Below are 15,304 nucleotides of genomic sequence, written 5' to 3' on the forward strand. Positions count from 1 at the left end.
TTAACGCCGGGGCGGCGTCGCGTAAAGGTCCTGCCCCACCTCGTTGATCTGGCGTCGCAGGTCGCGCCGCTCGTCCGGCGTCAGGCGGCCGACGCGGCGGTTGATCTCGGCGTTGTGGCTGGCGTCCTGCAAGGCGCGGCGCTGCTCCTCGGCGCGCGCCTCGTAGCTGCGCGGATCGAGCTGGCGCGGGTCGCGCGCCGGCTGGCTGCGCTGGTCGCGCTGGTCGCGCGGCGCGTCGCGGCCCTGCTGGTCGCTGAAACCCTCGGCCAACGCGGCGCCGCTCAACAAGCTGGCGCCGACGGCCAGCGCGACCATGGAATATCGAACGCAAAAAGATGCGCTTGCTGCCGCGTGATTTTTTTTGTGGTCGATGCGCATGGTGTTCCTCTTCGTGAAACCGGTAAAGCCGAAAGCCTGAAATGAATCTATGTCTGGAGTGTATGATGCTTTACCCGCCCTAGTAAGTCGGATTGGGTAAAGTTTGTAACACTTTGTAATGGCTTGTCACAGACGTTTTCGTACGACGAATATGACGTTACCATAGCACCATGAATATGACAAATCTGGCTCGCCAATGACCACCTCGACCACCGAATCCGGCAACACTACCGTTAACCAGAATGGCCACCAGGCCAAGATTATGGTAGTCGACGACGACGTCCGCCTGCGCGACCTGCTGCGCCGCTACCTGACCGAACAGGGCTTCAACGTCTTCACCGCCGAGAACGCGACGGCGATGAACAAGCTGTGGCTGCGCGAGCGCTACGACCTGCTGGTGCTCGACCTGATGCTGCCCGGCGAGGACGGCCTGTCGATCTGCCGCCGCCTGCGCGGCGCCGGCGACCAGACGCCGATCATCATGCTGACCGCCAAAGGCGAGGACGTCGACCGCATCGTCGGCCTGGAGATGGGCGCCGACGACTACCTGCCCAAGCCGTTCAACCCGCGCGAGCTGGTGGCGCGCATCGGCGCCGTGTTGCGCCGCAAGGGCCCGGACGAGATCCCCGGCGCGCCGTCGGAGACGCCGCAATCCTTCGAGTTCGGCCAGTTCGTGCTCGACCTGGGCACGCGCACGCTGAAGAAGGCCGGCGAGACGGTGCCGCTGACCACCGGCGAGTTCTCGGTGCTGAAGGTGTTCGCCCGCCACGCCCGCCAACCGCTGTCGCGCGAGAAGCTGATGGAGCTGGCGCGCGGCCGCGAATACGAGGTGTTCGACCGCAGCCTGGACGTGCAGATCTCGCGCCTGCGCAAGCTGATCGAGCCGGACCCTTCCAGCCCGCTGTACATCCAGACCGTCTGGGGCCTGGGCTATGTGTTCATCCCGGAAGGCCAGCCGCGCTAAGCACTGGATGAGAGTTCCCCACTTTTCGCGTTTCGGCCGCTTCAGCAGCGGCCTGTTCTGGCGCACCTTCTTTCTGCTCGGCGCCCTGACGACGGTGAGCATGGCGGCCTGGGTCGGCATGATCAGCGTGGTGCAGCGCGAGCCGCAGGTGCAGCAGATCTCGGCCCAGGTGATCTCGGTGGTCACCATCACCCACGCCGCGCTGACCCACTCGGCGCCCGAGCTGCGCCGCGAGCTGCTGTTCGACCTGGTCTCCAACGAAGGCATCCGCGTCTTCCCGCTGGAGGACGACGACAAGGTCGAGCCGGCGCCGGACAATGCGCTGATGCCCGACATCGAGGCGCTGGTCAAGGCCAAGCTGGGCGCCGACACGCGCTTCTCGGCCGAGGTCAACGGCGTGGCCGGCTTCTGGGTCAGCTTCAAGATCGACGACGACCAGTATTGGCTGATGCTCGAGCGCGAGCGCATCCGCGGCCTGACCGGCGTACAGTGGCTGGGCTGGGCCAGCCTGGTGTCGCTGCTGTCGCTGCTGGGCGCGGCGCTGATCTCCAGCCTGATCAACCTGCCGCTGGCGCGCCTGACGGTGGCCGCGCGCGCCATCGCCCAGGGCAAACGCCCTGCTCCGCTGCCGGAAAAGGGGCCGATGGAGATCATCGAGGCCAACCGCAGCTTCAACCAGATGGTCGAGGACTTGCAGCAGGTCGAGTCGGACCGCGCGGTGATCCTGGCCGGCATCTCGCACGACCTGCGCACGCCGCTGGCGCGCATGCAACTGGAGGTGGAGATGGCCCACCTGTCCGACGAGGCGCGCGAGGGCATCCAGTCCGACATCGGCCAGATGGACGCCATCATCGGCCAGTTCCTCGACTACGCCAAACCGACCGAGGCGTCCAGCTTCATCGACGTCGACATCGGCACCCTGCTGGCCGACACCGCCCGCGAGGCCGAGCGCCTGCCGGACGTGCGCATCAGCACCGACATCGCCGAGCGCGCCCACGTGATGGGCAACGCCACCGACCTCAAGCGGGTGCTCAACAACCTGATCGAGAACGCCCGCCGCTATGGCAAGACGGCCGACACCGACGTGGCCGAGATCGACATCAAGTGCAGCGTCAAGGGCATGCCCACGGCCAGGCGCGTCGTCATCGAGGTGCAGGACCACGGCAGCGGCGTGCCGCCCGAGCAGATCGAGCAGCTGCTCAAGCCCTTCACCCGGCTCGACACGGCGCGCGGCCAGGCCAACGGCGCCGGCCTCGGCCTGGCCATCGTCGAGCGCGTGCTGCTGCGCCACGGCGCCGAACTGCACGTGCGCAACCGCGACGGCGGCGGTCTGCTGATCCAAATCGTCATGCGCGCGCTGGCTTGAGCCGGCCGCGCCGCCCCGCCCCGTTAGCGATGTTGTCCGCCATGTCCATGAATCCACCGCGCCGACGCGCGCCGCCCGCCCGGCGTGCCGACCGCCACCTTTCGCTGCTGGCGGCCATCGGCCTGCTGGCCGGCTTTGCCGGCGCGGCCGGAGCCGTTGGCGCGGCAGGTGTAGCCGTTCCCGCCGATGCGGCCGGCACCGTCGCTTCCGCTGCCAGGAGCGCGACCGCTGCGGCCGCGAAGACAGGCGGACCAGCCGGCGCGCCGCTCGCCAGCCGCGCGCCCAGCGCCGCCGAGGCGGACTCGTTCGCCGCCTTCCACCACGCGCTGTTTCCGGACGCCGCGCCGCCCAGCCCGCGATGGCGCATCAGCCGCGCCAAGGGGCAGCGCCGCTGGCAAGTGGTGGCCGAGCTGGACTCGACGCCGGAACCGGCCAGGGCCGGCCTGTGCCGCCTGCAAAGAAGCAGCTTCCACTACGATGAACGGGCGCGCAAGGACCAGCGCTGGAGCGCCGGCGACGGCGGCGCGGCATCGGCGTCAAGTTCGGCTGCGAACTCGACATCGACGTCGGCTTCGGCTTCGGCTTCGGCTTCGGCTTCGGCTTCGAGTTTGACTTATGTGTGGCTGGCTCGCGGCGCCGTTTGCACCACGCCGCAGCCCGGCCAGCCCGGCCAGCCGGCGCTGCTGCTGCCGACGCTGTCGGACGCCGCCGCCGTCGCCCTGCTGCGCGGCCAGGCCGAACTGCTGACGCGCGCCCGCCTCCTCTTCGCCGGCAACACCTCCTGCGCCCGCCTGCGCGCGCTCGACTTCACGCTGCAGGCGCTGGGACCGGCGCCGGCCGGCGCGGCTGGCGGCGGCGCCATGTACGAGCTGCGCTACCGCAGCGACCGCGGCAACGAGGCCCGGGTCGCCGTGCGCCAGCACCGCGCCGAGCTGACCGCCTGGAACGTCAGTTGCCCGGCGCCGTGACGGCCGGATAACTACCCTGCCCCGGCCCCTCGTGCGCCTCGAGCGCCCGGCGCGCTCCAGGCAAGGCGTGGGCATTGGGCGGCATGGCGCCCAACAAGCGGCTCAACAGCAGCTCGGTCGAGCCGAAGCCATACAGCGAATCGGAATCCAAGCCCCCGGTGTCGTAGGGCGCCGACTCCTCCCGCTCGGGGCGACTGGGATCGCTATCCAAATAGGTGACGCGCCAGGCCCGGTGCAACTGCTCGGCGCGACGCAGAAAGGGCGGCATCGGCCAGGCGGCCGGCTGCCAGTCGGCCACGCTGCCCAGCACCGGCCAGCGGCCGCTGGCCAGGCCCATGTCGCCGACACGCAGCACCTTGAGCGCGTCGGCCGGGGTCAACTCGGCCAGCTCGGCCAGCGCCGGCGGCGCCGCCCGCTTCGGCCCGAACAAGTACGCCAGCATGATCTTGCCGCTGGGCGCCAAGCGCGCCGCCAGTCCGCTGGCGTAGCCGCCGTCGCACAGCGGCACGGCGAACCAGCTTCCCTCGTGATATGGCTGTTTCATGCATTCCCTCCTCAATACGGCACACTGCCGGGCCGGACCCGATCACCGCCGCGCGCACCGCGACGTGCGCGCCGTGGCGCTACTCGTAGTGGTATTGCGCGGCGATCGGGCCGGCCTTGAACAGCGCCGCCTTCATTTCCTTGTCCAGCGCGGCGTCGCGCCGGCGTGTCCATTCCAGCAGCATGGCGATCTGCTGGCGCGTGGTGTTGCGTAGACTGCCCAGCAGCAGGCGCAGCTCCGGATCGGTGCACAGCTCCCAGCGCTGGTTCAGCTGGTCCAACTCGGCCAGCTTACCGCCCAGCGCGGCCAGCGCGCGGTGCATGTCCAGCGTCGGCGCCGGCAGCTCGCCGTCCAGGTCGTCCAATGATTGATGCGACATGCTGCTCTCCTTCATGACATTCGAAAACGCCATTGTCGGTCGGCCAGCCCCAAAGCTCAAGTCTAACGGCTCGCCGGCCGGAACGTCGCACGCCACCGTGGCGGCGCCGGGCCTGCGCCGCCGCGTCACAGCCGCGCCACAATCGCCGTCGCGGCGCCCGGCCGGCACCGCGCTTCGTGGTACACTACCGCCTCGCTAGGGGTCCTGGAACGCTGTTCCGGGTGAGAGATACCCTTCGTACCTGATCTGGATAATGCCAGCGAAGGAAAGCGCAAAGTGGTTCCTCCTCCTTTGAAATGCTCCTGCGCTGGCTCCGGCCGAACAAGCAGCAAGTCGGCAACGCCGACCTGAACAAGAGCACACCATGTCCACACCTCAATTCGCAGTTTCCGCCGCCGCGCTGGCGGTGTTCCAAGCCTTCGCAATGCCTGCCACCGCCGCCGAGCAGGCTATGACCGAAGTGATCGTCAGCGGCAGCCGGATCGCCTCCGCCCACGCCTCCGTGGCCGGCTTCGGCGACGCGCCCCTGCTGCAAACGCCGGCCTCGGTCAGCGTGCTGAGCTCGCAACAGATGTACGACCGCGACATTCGCTCGACCACCGACGCGGCGCGCTACGACGCCAGCATCAGCGACGCCTACAACGCCGTCGGCTACGCCGAGCAGTTCTCCATCCGTGGCTTCAAGCTCGACAACGCCTCGAGCTACCGCAAGGATGGCCTGGCCATCCCCGGCGATACCCAGATCCCGTTGGAGAACAAGGAGCGCATCGAGGTGCTCAAGGGCCTGGGAGGCCTGCAGGCCGGCCTGGCCGCGCCCGGCGGCATCGTCAACTACGCCACCAAGCGCCCCACCACCGGCGCGCTGCGCTCGGTGCTGTTGGAGGTGCGCGAACGCGGCACCGTCTACGGCGCCGTCGACCTGGGCGGCCGCTTCGAGGACAGCCGCTTCGGCTACCGCGTCAACGCCGCCGCCGAGCGCCTGCGCTCCTACATCAAGGGCGCCGACGGCAACCGCAAGTTCGTCTCCGCCGCCGTCGACTGGCAGATCTCGCCGCAGGCCCTGCTGCAGATCGACGCCGACTACCAGACCAAGTCGCAGGTCTCGGCGCCCGGCTTCCAGCTGATCGGCGGCACCGACCTGCCGCGCGTCGCCGCCGACACCATGCTCAACAACCAACCGTGGAGCAAACCGGTCGAGACCACCAGCAGCAACCTCGGCGTGCGCTTCGAATACCGCTTCTCGCCCGAGTGGAAGGCCACGTTCAGCGCCAACCAGCACCACTTCAAGCGCGACGACTACACCGCCTTCCCGTATGGTTGCTCGGCGCAGAACCTGTTCCCCGGCTTCTGCTCGAACGGCGACTACGACGTCTACGACTACGTCAGCCTGGGCGAGAAGAAGTCGCCGCTGGCGGCGCAGGCCATGCTGCAGGGCCGCTTCGCCACCGGCGCGCTGCGCCACGAGTTCACCGGCGGCGCCTCGTTCTACAAGAACAGCGAGAAGTGGGGCGACGACGTCTACGAGTACATCGAACAGCCGAGCAATATCTACCATCCGGTGGCAGTGCAGCCGTCCGGCCTGAGCAGCGGTCCGGTCACCGAGCGCCGCAGCGACAATGAGCGCGCCCTGTTCGCGCAGGACATCGTCGGCTTGAGCGAGACACTCAAGCTGCACGCCGGCGTCCGCTACGCCCAGGTCAAGCGCGACGAGTTCGTCCGCGCCGGCTTCGCCAACGCCAAGATCGACAGCGGCTTCTGGCTGCCCAACGTAGCACTGGTCTACAGCCCGCAGGACAAGCTGGCGCTGTACGGCTCCTACGCTCAGGGCCTGGAGCATGGCGGCATCGCGCCGAAGAAGACCAGCAACCAGAACCGCGCCCTCGACCCGAGCAAGTCGAAGCAGCTCGAAGTCGGCGTGAAGAGCGAGCTGACGCCGGACCTGAGCGTGAGCGCCGCGCTGTTCCAGATCCGCAAAGGCCTGGAGTACACCGACGACACCAGCAACACCTTCGTGCGCAACGGCGTCGAGCAGCATCGCGGTCTGGAGTTGGCGATCAACGGCAAACTGAGCCGCGCGCTGGCGGTCGGCGCCTCGGCCGCCGCGCTCAACACGCAGCAGAGCGGCACCGGCCGCGCCGAGCTGGACGGCAAACGGGTGACCAACGTGGCCGCCTTCAAGTCCACCGTCTACGCCGACTACGCCGTGCCGCAACTGGCCGGCCTGAAGCTGAACGCCAACTGGCAGTACTCCGGCAAGAAGGCCTTCGACAAAGAAAACACGCTGATGGTGCCGGCCTACCACGTGGTCAACCTGGGCGCCGCCTACGCCACCCGCATCGCCGGCACGGCGACCACCTTGCGCGCCCACGTCGACAACGCCTTCGACAAGTTCTACTGGCGCGACGTGACGCCGGACCTGGGCGGCTACCTGTTCCCCGGCGCCAAACGCACCTTCCGCGTCTCGGCCCAGTTCGACTTGTAATCTGCCAGAGCGGCGCTTTTCCGCCATGTCAAGCAGGAGCCAGCGGCGGAAATCCAGGGTCAGACCCTAGGGTCTGACCCTAAAATTCGCCCCTGGTTCGGCACCTGCAAAATGCACTGCAACCGCATCGCGAAGCTCTTCGCGGTGCGGGCTGAATCAATCCCCACCCGGCGGGCTGCCTCCTACTTGAGCTCCCGCCTTCCTAAGCCTGTGCTAGCTCAGGTTCTGCAACAGCGCCGCCACGCCGGCCACGCGCTGCTCCACGCTGCCGGCCACCATTTGATAGGGAATCGAACGCGCCGCCAGCTCCTCCATCAACAGGACGCTGATGATGCGGCTGACCTGCTCGCACTCGCGCTGCAGGCCCTCGGGCACCCAGGGGATGTCCGGCGCGGTGACCAGCGTGAGGTCGTAATGGTCGCGGTGCTGGTCGGCCAGCACGGCCAACTGCGGGTCGATACCAAGGAAGTAGTGGCGGCTGTAGACCGCCGTCATCAGCGGCGTGGTGTCGCAGAACAGGTAGGTGTTGGCGCGCGCTGCGGCCTGCTCCTCGCGCGCCAACTGGGTGCGGGCGATGGGGAACTGGTCGGCCGCCACCGGCACGCGCGCCTCGGTGTCGACGAACTCGCGCAGGTATTCGGGCACCCAAACGGTGTTGTAGTGCGCGGCCAGGGCCGCCGCCAGCGTCGACTTGCCGGACGAGGCGGTGCCCAGGATGGCCACCCGCAGCGGGCCGGCGCGGCTCATTTCAGCGCCAGCTCGCCGGCTCCCGGCTCGCGCCCCAGACCAGTGCCGCCGCCGGCGTCGCCGGCCGCCTTGTGCCAGGCGCGCAGGCCGACCAGCGCCATCAACACGAACAGCGCGTACAGCACGGCCGTCAGCATCAGGTGCTTGTGCACGTATAGACCGACGTAGAGCACGTCGACGATGATCCAGACGTGCCAGTTCTCGACCTTTTTACGCGACAGCAGCAGCTGGCCGACCAGGCTGCCGGCGGTCAGGAAGCCGTCGGCGCGCGGCACGTCGGTGTCGGTGTAGTGTTTGAGGAACCAGGCCAGCACGCCGAAGCCGATCAGCCAACCGGCGGCGCAGGCCAAGCGGCCGCGCCCGTCCAAACGGGTCACCGGCAGCTGCTCGTGGCTGTCGTCGCCGTGCAGCCACTGGTACCAGCCCCACACGGAGACGGCGATGAAAACCAGTTGCAGGCCCATGTCGCCGTACAGCCTGGCCTCGTAGAACACCACGCCGTAGGTGGCCGAGGAGACGATGGAGAACAGCCAGGCCCAGTGCTTCTGGCGGATGTTGAGCCACACCGTCAGCACCGACAGGATGAAGGACACCAGCTCCAGCGGCGAGATGGCAAGGCCTAGCAGGGAGAAGGATTCGTTCATGGGCGGGGCAAAAGACGGCAGGTGGGCGGAATTATGCTGGCAAACGGCTGAATATGCAAAGCCCGCGTGCCATGCGAAAGGCCGCCAGTCCTTGCGGCTGGCGGCCTTGGTCGGCGTGTGGTCATCGGGTCAAGCCTTGCGGCTCGGCCCGACGCCTACTTCCTCGCCTACTTCTTTGGATACTTGATGCTCATTTCCTTGAGCAGGTTGTCGGCGTGGTCGACTTCCTTCATCACCCACAGCATATAGCGGATATCCAGGTGGATGGCGCGGGTGATGTCGCGGTCGAAGTACCAGTCCTTGGTGATCGACTCGTAGGTCGAGTCGAAGTTCAGGCCGATCAGTTCGCCGTGGCCGTTCATCACCGCCGAGCCGGAGTTGCCGCCGGTGGTGTCGGCGCTGGTCAGGAAGTTGACCGGCACGGTGCCCAGCACCGGGTCCTTGAACAGGCCGTAGCGCTTGGCCTTGACCGCCTCGATCAGCGCGGCCGGCGCGACGAAGGGCTCCTTGCCGGTGTGCTTCTCGACGATGCCTTCGACCGTGGTGAACGGCCCCTTGCTGATGCCGTCGCGCGGCGAGTACGGCGCCACCGTGCCGTAGGTGACGCGCAGGGTCGAATTGGCGTCCGGGTAGACCGGCTTGCCCTGCGATTCCTTCCAGCCGATCACCGCCTGCATGTACTGCGGGATCACGCGTTCCAGTTGGCCGTCGACCTCCTTGCGGCGCTCCTCCAGCGACATGGCGACACCGTGCAGCTTGACGGCCAGTTGCAGGAAGGCGTCCGGCGCGGCGGCGATGGCGGCGGCGTCCTGGCCTACCCAGCCCAGGCGGCGCGCGGTGTCGCCCAGTTGCGAGGACTGGTACAAGGCCGGCACGGCGTCGGCCGCCGGCAGCAGCGCGTCCAGGCCCTGCACGTGCATGGCAGGGGCCAGCTTGGCGTAGCGCTGCAGGCCGGCGCCGAAGCGGGCCCGGTCGACCGCGCCCACGTAGGACTGTTCCAGGCGGTTCAGGCGCGCCTTGATGAAGGTCAGGTCGCGCTGCTGGAAGCCGGATTCGCGCTCGGCGTCCGGTTTGCCGTTCTCCAGCGCCAGGCGGTAGACGGTGCGCGCGCTCTTCAGCAGGTCGCTATTGGTGGCGACCGACCAGCCGAACTCCTCGTTGCTGAGGGCGATGTCGGCGGCGATGACGGCGTCCAGCTCGGCCAGCAGGGCCTGCGGCGCGCGCGGCTGCTTGGCGTACCAGGCGCGGAACTCGGCGTCCTGCACGTCCTTGACGGCGGCGATGTCCTTGCGGGCGAAGCCGTCGAGCAGGCCGCGGGTCTTCTTCATCACGTTGTGCAGACCCTTGGCGACGCTGGCGTAGCGCACCGCGTCGGCGGCGCTGCCCTGGGTACTGGCGGCGATCACGTCCAGGTCGGCCTGCAACTCGGCCACCTTGGCCGGATAGGCGCTGTCGCGGGCGTAGCGGATCTCGCTGGGCAGCTTGTAGCGGCTGGTGCGGCCAGGGTAGCCCGCCAACAGCACCGGGTCGCCGTTCTTCAGGCCGGCGGCCGAGACCACCAGGAAGTCCTTCGACTTGTAGGGCACGTTGTCCGGCGACGGGTCGGCCGGGCGGCCGTCCTTGCCGACGTAGGCGCGCAGGAAGGAATAGTCGCCGGTGTGGCGTGGCCACTCGTAGTTGTCGACGTCGCCGCCGTAGTTGCCGATCTTGTCGGACGGCGCGTAGACCAGGCGCACGTCGCGGATCATCATCTGGCGGATGCGGTAGTACTCCAGGCCGCGATGGAAGCTCGGCACCGAGCAGCGGTACATCTTGTCGGTCTCGCACTCGGCGATCAGCGCCTTGATGCTGCGCTCGACCGCCTCGTGGCGTTCGATGCCGCTCATCTTGTTGTCCAGGCCCTTGAGCACGCGGGCGCTGACGTTCTCCACCTTGTCGGTGACGTAGACCAGGGTGTTCGGGCCGCCCGGCAGCTCTTCGGCGCGGGTCTTGGCGAGAAAGCCGTCGGTGATGTAATTGTGTTCGGCCGTCGAGTTGCGCTGGATGGCACCGTAGCCGCAGTGGTGGTTGGTGACCACCAGGCCGGCGTCGGAGACGAAGGAGGCCGAGCAGCCGCCCAGCGAGACGATGGCGCTCATCGGATGCTTGGCCAGGTCGGCCAGCTTCTCGGCGGGGATGGCGATGCCGACCCGTTTCAGTTCACCCTTCAATTGCAGCAGTTGGTGCGGCTGCCATTGGCCTTCGTCGGCTTGGGCGGCGGTGGCGCCCAGCAGGGCGACCGGTAAAATCAGATGTTTCAACAAGATGTGTCCCCGGTTGTAAAATGCAGCGGCAGTATATGCTGTTCACCCGGCGCTGAAAATATTTTTTAGCTATGCCGCCGGGGTCAACCGCCCGCCTCCTCTTGTGCGCCGGCCACCGCCAGGTCGAAGCCGAGGCGCAGGCAGCAGCCGCTCCCCTCGACGTAGGGCGCCAGCGCGAAGCTGCCGCCGAGCGCGTCGACCCGCTCGGCGATGCCGACCAGGCCGAAGGCGTCGGCCTTGCCGCGCCGGCGCGGCGCGATGCCGATGCCGTTGTCCTCGATGCTCAGCTCGAGCCGGCCACCGGCCAGGCCGAGGCGGATCTGGACGTCGCTGGCGCGGGCATGGCGCAGCACGTTGGTGAGCGACTCCTGCAGGCTGCGGAACAGCACGATCTCGATCTCGCCGGGCAGCGCGGCGAACAGGTCCGCGTTGTCCACCAGCAGGCGACAGCTCAGGCCGGAGCGCTTGCGGAACTCACCGATCTGCCACTCGATGGCCGCCTGCAGGCCCAGGTCCAGCACCGAGGGGCGCAGCTGGTTCATGATGCCGCGCACGCTCTTGATGGTGCTGTCGACGTTGTCGAGCATGGCGTCGACGCGCGGTTGCAGCGGCGAGCTGTCGCCCTCGCCGCGCTGGCCCAGCATCGACAGGTCGAGCCGCAGTGCCAGCAGGTTCTGTCCCAGCTCGTCGTGGATCTCGCGGGCGATGCGCTTGCGCTCGTTCTCCTTGACCGTGGCCAGGTGGTCGCCCAGCTTGCGCAGCTGCTCGCGCGACTGGCGCAGCGCCGCCTCGGCGCGCTTGCGCTCGGCCACCTCCTGGCGCAGCGCCAGGTTGGCGGCGGTCAGCTCGGCGGTGCGGGCGACGACGCGGGCGTCGAGCTCGCGCGACAGCTCGAGCAGCGCCCGTTCGGCCTGTTTGCGCGCGGTGATGTCGGAGAACACGCTGATATAGTTGAGCACCGCGCCGTCCTCGCCGCGCACCAGGGTCAGCGACATGGCCGAGACGAAGGGCGTGCCGTCGCGCTTGAGGTTGTGCACCTCGCCCTGCCAGCTGCCGTGCGCCAGCAGGCGCGACCAGGCCTGCAGTGGAAAGGCCTGGCCGGCGCCGACGTGGCGGCCAAGGAAGCCGGGGTCGCGGCCGATGGCCTCCTCGGCCTGGTAGCCGGTGATGCGGGTGAAGGCAGGGTTGACGGCGACGACGCGGTTGTCCGGGCCGCTCACCAGCACGGCCTCCTCTATGCTGTCGAGCACCTGGTAGGCGCGCCGCCGCGCCGCCTCGCGCGCGTGCAGGTCGCCGATGTCGGTGACCACCATGCGGCACTTGCCGCCGTCGCGCTCGACATTGGCCTCGATGCGCACCCGGCCGGCGCGGCCCGGCCAGGCGAACAAGGCCACCTCGAGCACGCTGTGGGCGCCGCTGGCGTACACGCCGGCGAGGAAGCGGCGCAGCCCGGCCTGCTGCTCGGGCGCGACGAACTGCTCGAAGGTCCTGCCCAGCAGGTCGTCGCGCGGGCAGGCCAGCAGCGCGGCGGCGGCCAGGTTGGCGCGGCAGATGCGCCCGTCCGGCCACAGCGACAGGTAGCCGACCGGCGCCTGCTCGTACAACTCGGTGTAGCGCACCAGGCCCGCCTCGGCGGCGTCCTTCTGCTCGAGCAGCTCGGCCAGCACCTGCTGCTGCAGCTCCAGCTCGATCTGGCTGACCTGCAGCTCGTGCAGCTGCCTCTGCGCGTCGCTGGCGGCGGTGCCGTCCGCGGTCCGGCGCGCCGCCTCCCGGCCGGCGCGCGCGCGCGCGGGCGCGGCGGCGGTCGGCGGGGCGGCGCGCTTGCTCATGGCTTGTCGCTCGCCTCCTGGATGGCGCGCAGTTGCGCCTCCAGATGCTTGGACTCGGTGATGTTGATGAAGGTGACCACCACGCCATCGATGACGTTGTCCACCGTCCGATACGGCATGATGCGCACCGTGTACCAGCGCCCGCTGTGGGTGGGGATCTGCCGCTCGCAGAACACCAGGGTGCGCAGCACCCGCTCGGCGTCGGCCTGCAGCTCGGGGTAGACCAGGTCGTTGGCGATGTCGCCCAGCGGCCGGTTCAAGTCGCCGGGAATCAGCTTGTAGATCCGCGTGGCCGGGTTGGTGAAGCGGCGGATGTGCAGCGAGTTGTCGAGGAAGATGGTGGCGATGTCGGTGCTGTTGAGCAGATTCTTCATGTCGCCGTTGACCAGCGACAGGTCGTCGACCTTCGATTGCAGCTCGACGTTCACGGTGTGCAGCTCCTCGTTGAGCGACTGCATCTCCTCCTTCGAGGTGGTCAGCTCCTCGTTGGTCGACTGCAGCTCCTCGTTGGTCGACTGCAGTTCCTCGTTGGCCGACTTGAGCTCCTCGCGCGAGGCCTGCATCTCGGCGCGCACCGCCTGCACCTCCAGGCGCGCCTGGGCCAGCTGCTGTTCCAGCTCCTGCAGGCGCGGGTTGCTGGCGCGGCTGCGCCGTTGCGGCGGCAGCGGCGCGCTGGCGAAGGTCAGCAGCGTCATGCCGGCCAGCGGCTCGCCGTCGGCCAGGGTCTGCGCGCACAGGTCCAGCGCCAGTCCCGGGCCGTCGCCCTCCTTCAGGATCAGGCCATGCACGCAGACCATCTCCTCGCTGTCGGCGGCGCGCTTGAGCAGGTCGGCCAGCTCGTAGCGCAGGCCGGCGCGCGCCATGGCGTGGATGTTCCAGTTGGCCTTGCCGGCGGCCGGTTCCAAAAAGGCGCCGGTGCGGCCGTGGATGTAGAGGATGTCGCCCTGGGCGTTGACCAGCGCCGCCGCCGGCGTGTGCGACTTGAGCAGCTGCTGCTCGACATGGGATTGGATGTTGCCGTTCATGGGGGGCGTTCGTGATTCGTTAAGGAGCGGCGCCGGCGCGCTGGCGGCACGGGTCGGGAAGTGGTGGGCGATGCGGAGGCGCGAGGCGTCCAGCCGCTGGTAGATGCGGCCGGCGCCGGGCAGCGCGGCGAACAACTCGGTGAAGCGGCCCGGCGTGTCGGCGCTGCCGAACACCAGCAGCCCGCCCGGCTTGAGCGCGTAATGGAACAGGGGAATCAACTGGTCCTGCAACTTGACGTTGAAATAGATCAGCAGGTTGCGGCAGCACAGGATGTCGAGCTTGGTGAACGGCGGGTCGGAGATGATGTTCTGCGGCGCGAAGATGATGGCGTTGCGCAGGTCCTTGCGGATGCGGTAGCCGCCGCCATCGACCGGCAAGAAGTAGCGGCGCAGCCGCTCCGGCCCGACGTCGGCCTCGATGGTGCTGGCGAACACGCCTTGGCGGGCGCGGTCGATGGCGTCCGGGTCGAGGTCGGTGGCGAAGATCTGCAGCGCGTAGCGCCCGCCCGGCTTGAGCGCCTCGAGCACCTCGTGGAACACGATGGCCAGCGAATAGGCCTCCTCGCCGGTCGAGCAGGCCGGCACCCAGGCCTTCAGCACGGCGCCCTCGGGGGTGTCCGCCAGCAGTTGCGGCAGCGCCGTGGTGCGCAGGTAGTCCCAGATCTTGGGGTCGCGGAAGAAGCTGGTCACGCCGATCAACAGCTCCTTGAACAGCAGGTCGAGCTCGGCCGGATTGTCGCCCAGGAAGGCGACATAGGCGTCGAAGGCGTCGATCTGGCACAACTTCATGCGCCGCTCGATGCGGCGCAGCAGGGTATTCATCTTGTAGTCGCTGAAATTGGCGCCGGTCTGCCGCAGCAGCAGTTGGAACAGCTGCTGCAGCGAGGCGCGCCGCCCCGCCGCGCTCTGCGGATCGGGCAGCGGTCCGCCGCTGTGGTGGCCCCACCAGCCCAGCAGGCGCGCCATCATCTCGCCCGGCGCCGCCACCACGTCGACCACGCCGGCCGCTATGGCGCTCTGCGGCATCGGATCGAACCTGGCGCTGGCCGGCGTCTGCGCCAGCGTCAGGCCGCCGTTCTGCTTGATCGCCGCCAATCCAACGGTGCCATCGCACCCCATGCCGGACAAGATGACGCCGGCCGCCAGCGTGCGCAGCTCCTCGGCCAGCGCCTGGAAGAAGAAGTCGATCGGCCGCCGGTGGCCGCGCAGCTCGCGCGGCGCCAGCGCGGTCAGCGCGCCGTCGACGAAGCTCAGATCCTTGTTGGGGGCGATGACGTAGACGTGGTTGGCCGCCACCCGCACCGGCTCGACCACCACGCGCACCGGCATCGCGGTGACCCGCTGCAGCAGTTCGGGCAGCATGCCCTTTTGGGTCGGGTCGAGGTGCTGCACGACGACGAAGGCCAGGCCGCTGTCGGCCGGCACGCTGGCGAGCAGCTCGATGATGGCCTCCAGGCCGCCGGCCGAGGCGCCGATGCCGACCACCGGCACCGCCGCCGGCATCGCGCGCGGCGGTGCCATCGTGCCAGGCACGGCCGCCGCAAGCAGCGCAGGCAGCTCGCGCGCGGCGGCGGGCGGCGCGGCGGCGGTAGCGGTGGCGGGCGGCGGGGTCATCGTCGGGTTGGCGCGTTTGGTCATCGTGGCATGCGGTTGGAACGACGCGGGCTAGGCCGGG

General features: G+C 68.8%; 12 protein-coding genes and 1 riboswitch. Of the genes, 4 read left to right on the plus strand and 8 right to left on the minus strand.

The genetic code is table 11. The annotated features are described in order from the left end of the window. Positions 1-315, minus strand: a complete 315-nt coding sequence (locus BM252_RS26365; protein WP_245774464.1) for a hypothetical protein — start codon at positions 313-315, stop codon at positions 1-3. 325 nt (positions 316-640) lie between these two features. Between BM252_RS26365 and ompR the strand changes: the two genes are divergently transcribed. Genes ompR through BM252_RS31255 form a run of 3 tightly spaced genes read left to right on the plus strand, consistent with a single transcriptional unit; the run spans position 641 to position 3,676 of the window. After that, positions 641-1,342, plus strand: coding sequence for an osmolarity response regulator transcription factor OmpR (gene ompR / locus BM252_RS26370; RefSeq protein WP_279765193.1), 702 nt, complete (start codon positions 641-643; stop codon positions 1,340-1,342). 7 nt (positions 1,343-1,349) lie between these two features. Continuing rightward, complete coding sequence (locus BM252_RS26375; RefSeq protein WP_093390644.1) at positions 1,350-2,708, plus strand: sensor histidine kinase; 1,359 nt, start codon at positions 1,350-1,352, stop codon at positions 2,706-2,708. Between the two features lie 41 nt (positions 2,709-2,749). Then, positions 2,750-3,676: a hypothetical protein gene (locus BM252_RS31255; RefSeq protein ID WP_174900695.1), complete on the plus strand. Its 927-nt coding sequence runs from the start codon at positions 2,750-2,752 to the stop codon at positions 3,674-3,676. Here the strand turns inward: BM252_RS31255 and BM252_RS26385 are convergent. Further along, complete coding sequence (locus BM252_RS26385) at positions 3,657-4,220, minus strand: Imm26 family immunity protein (protein WP_139236762.1); 564 nt, start codon at positions 4,218-4,220, stop codon at positions 3,657-3,659. The genes BM252_RS31255 and BM252_RS26385 overlap by 20 nt on opposite strands. A gap of 79 nt (positions 4,221-4,299) precedes the next feature. Beyond that, entirely contained in the window at positions 4,300-4,599 is a 300-nt protein-coding gene (locus tag BM252_RS26390; RefSeq protein WP_093390680.1) for a ferritin family protein, read from the minus strand. Between the two features lie 187 nt (positions 4,600-4,786). Continuing rightward, positions 4,787-4,884: riboswitch (TPP riboswitch) on the plus strand. Positions 4,885-4,963: 79 nt separating this feature from the next. Between BM252_RS26390 and BM252_RS26395 the strand changes: the two genes are divergently transcribed. Beyond that, complete coding sequence (locus tag BM252_RS26395; protein ID WP_093390646.1) at positions 4,964-7,081, plus strand: TonB-dependent siderophore receptor; 2,118 nt, start codon at positions 4,964-4,966, stop codon at positions 7,079-7,081. 213 nt (positions 7,082-7,294) lie between these two features. Here the strand turns inward: BM252_RS26395 and BM252_RS26400 are convergent, their stop codons facing one another. The 5 genes from BM252_RS26400 to BM252_RS26420 all read right to left on the minus strand — a co-directional run bounded on the left by BM252_RS26400 (position 7,295) and on the right by BM252_RS26420 (position 15,267). After that, positions 7,295-7,828 carry an AAA family ATPase gene (locus BM252_RS26400; RefSeq protein WP_093390647.1) on the minus strand — a complete coding sequence of 178 codons (534 nt, stop codon included), beginning with the start codon at positions 7,826-7,828 and terminating at the stop codon, positions 7,295-7,297. Beyond that, complete coding sequence (pnuC, locus tag BM252_RS26405; protein WP_093390648.1) at positions 7,825-8,472, minus strand: nicotinamide riboside transporter PnuC; 648 nt, start codon at positions 8,470-8,472, stop codon at positions 7,825-7,827. The genes BM252_RS26400 and pnuC overlap by 4 nt, the downstream gene beginning before the upstream one ends. Positions 8,473-8,639: 167 nt before the next feature. Then, positions 8,640-10,775 carry a S46 family peptidase gene (locus tag BM252_RS26410; protein WP_093390649.1) on the minus strand — a complete coding sequence of 712 codons (2,136 nt, stop codon included), beginning with the start codon at positions 10,773-10,775 and terminating at the stop codon, positions 8,640-8,642. A gap of 83 nt (positions 10,776-10,858) precedes the next feature. Continuing rightward, the gene (locus tag BM252_RS26415; RefSeq protein WP_093390650.1) at positions 10,859-12,604 is read right to left on the minus strand and encodes a sensor histidine kinase; all 1,746 of its coding nucleotides are present in this window, start codon (positions 12,602-12,604) and stop codon (positions 10,859-10,861) included. Beyond that, positions 12,601-15,267: a chemotaxis protein CheB gene (locus BM252_RS26420; RefSeq protein WP_245774465.1), complete on the minus strand. Its 2,667-nt coding sequence runs from the start codon at positions 15,265-15,267 to the stop codon at positions 12,601-12,603. Before BM252_RS26420 ends, BM252_RS26415 begins: the two co-directional genes overlap by 4 nt. Positions 15,268-15,304: the final 37 nt, after the last annotated feature.

The organism is Rugamonas rubra (genome assembly GCF_900114705.1).
Taxonomy (GTDB): Bacteria; Pseudomonadota; Gammaproteobacteria; order Burkholderiales; family Burkholderiaceae_D; genus Rugamonas; species Rugamonas rubra.

What these genes read in the sequence shown, in the direction of transcription:
- BM252_RS26395 (WP_093390646.1), top strand. Translation starts at nt 4,964, where the DNA reads ATGTCCACACCTCAATTCGCAGTTTCCGCCGCCGCGCTGGCGGTGTTC.
- BM252_RS31255 (WP_174900695.1), top strand. Translation starts at nt 2,750, where the DNA reads ATGTCCATGAATCCACCGCGCCGACGCGCGCCGCCCGCCCGGCGTGCC.
- BM252_RS26385 (WP_139236762.1), bottom strand. Translation starts at nt 4,220, where the DNA reads ATGAAACAGCCATATCACGAGGGAAGCTGGTTCGCCGTGCCGCTGTGC.
- BM252_RS26415 (WP_093390650.1), bottom strand. Translation starts at nt 12,604, where the DNA reads ATGAGCAAGCGCGCCGCCCCGCCGACCGCCGCCGCGCCCGCGCGCGCG.
- BM252_RS26375 (WP_093390644.1), top strand. Translation starts at nt 1,350, where the DNA reads ATGAGAGTTCCCCACTTTTCGCGTTTCGGCCGCTTCAGCAGCGGCCTG.
- BM252_RS26420 (WP_245774465.1), bottom strand. Translation starts at nt 15,267, where the DNA reads ATGACCAAACGCGCCAACCCGACGATGACCCCGCCGCCCGCCACCGCT.
- ompR (WP_279765193.1), top strand. Translation starts at nt 641, where the DNA reads ATGGTAGTCGACGACGACGTCCGCCTGCGCGACCTGCTGCGCCGCTAC.
- pnuC (WP_093390648.1), bottom strand. Translation starts at nt 8,472, where the DNA reads ATGAACGAATCCTTCTCCCTGCTAGGCCTTGCCATCTCGCCGCTGGAG.
- BM252_RS26365 (WP_245774464.1), bottom strand. Translation starts at nt 315, where the DNA reads ATGGTCGCGCTGGCCGTCGGCGCCAGCTTGTTGAGCGGCGCCGCGTTG.
- BM252_RS26400 (WP_093390647.1), bottom strand. Translation starts at nt 7,828, where the DNA reads ATGAGCCGCGCCGGCCCGCTGCGGGTGGCCATCCTGGGCACCGCCTCG.
- BM252_RS26390 (WP_093390680.1), bottom strand. Translation starts at nt 4,599, where the DNA reads ATGTCGCATCAATCATTGGACGACCTGGACGGCGAGCTGCCGGCGCCG.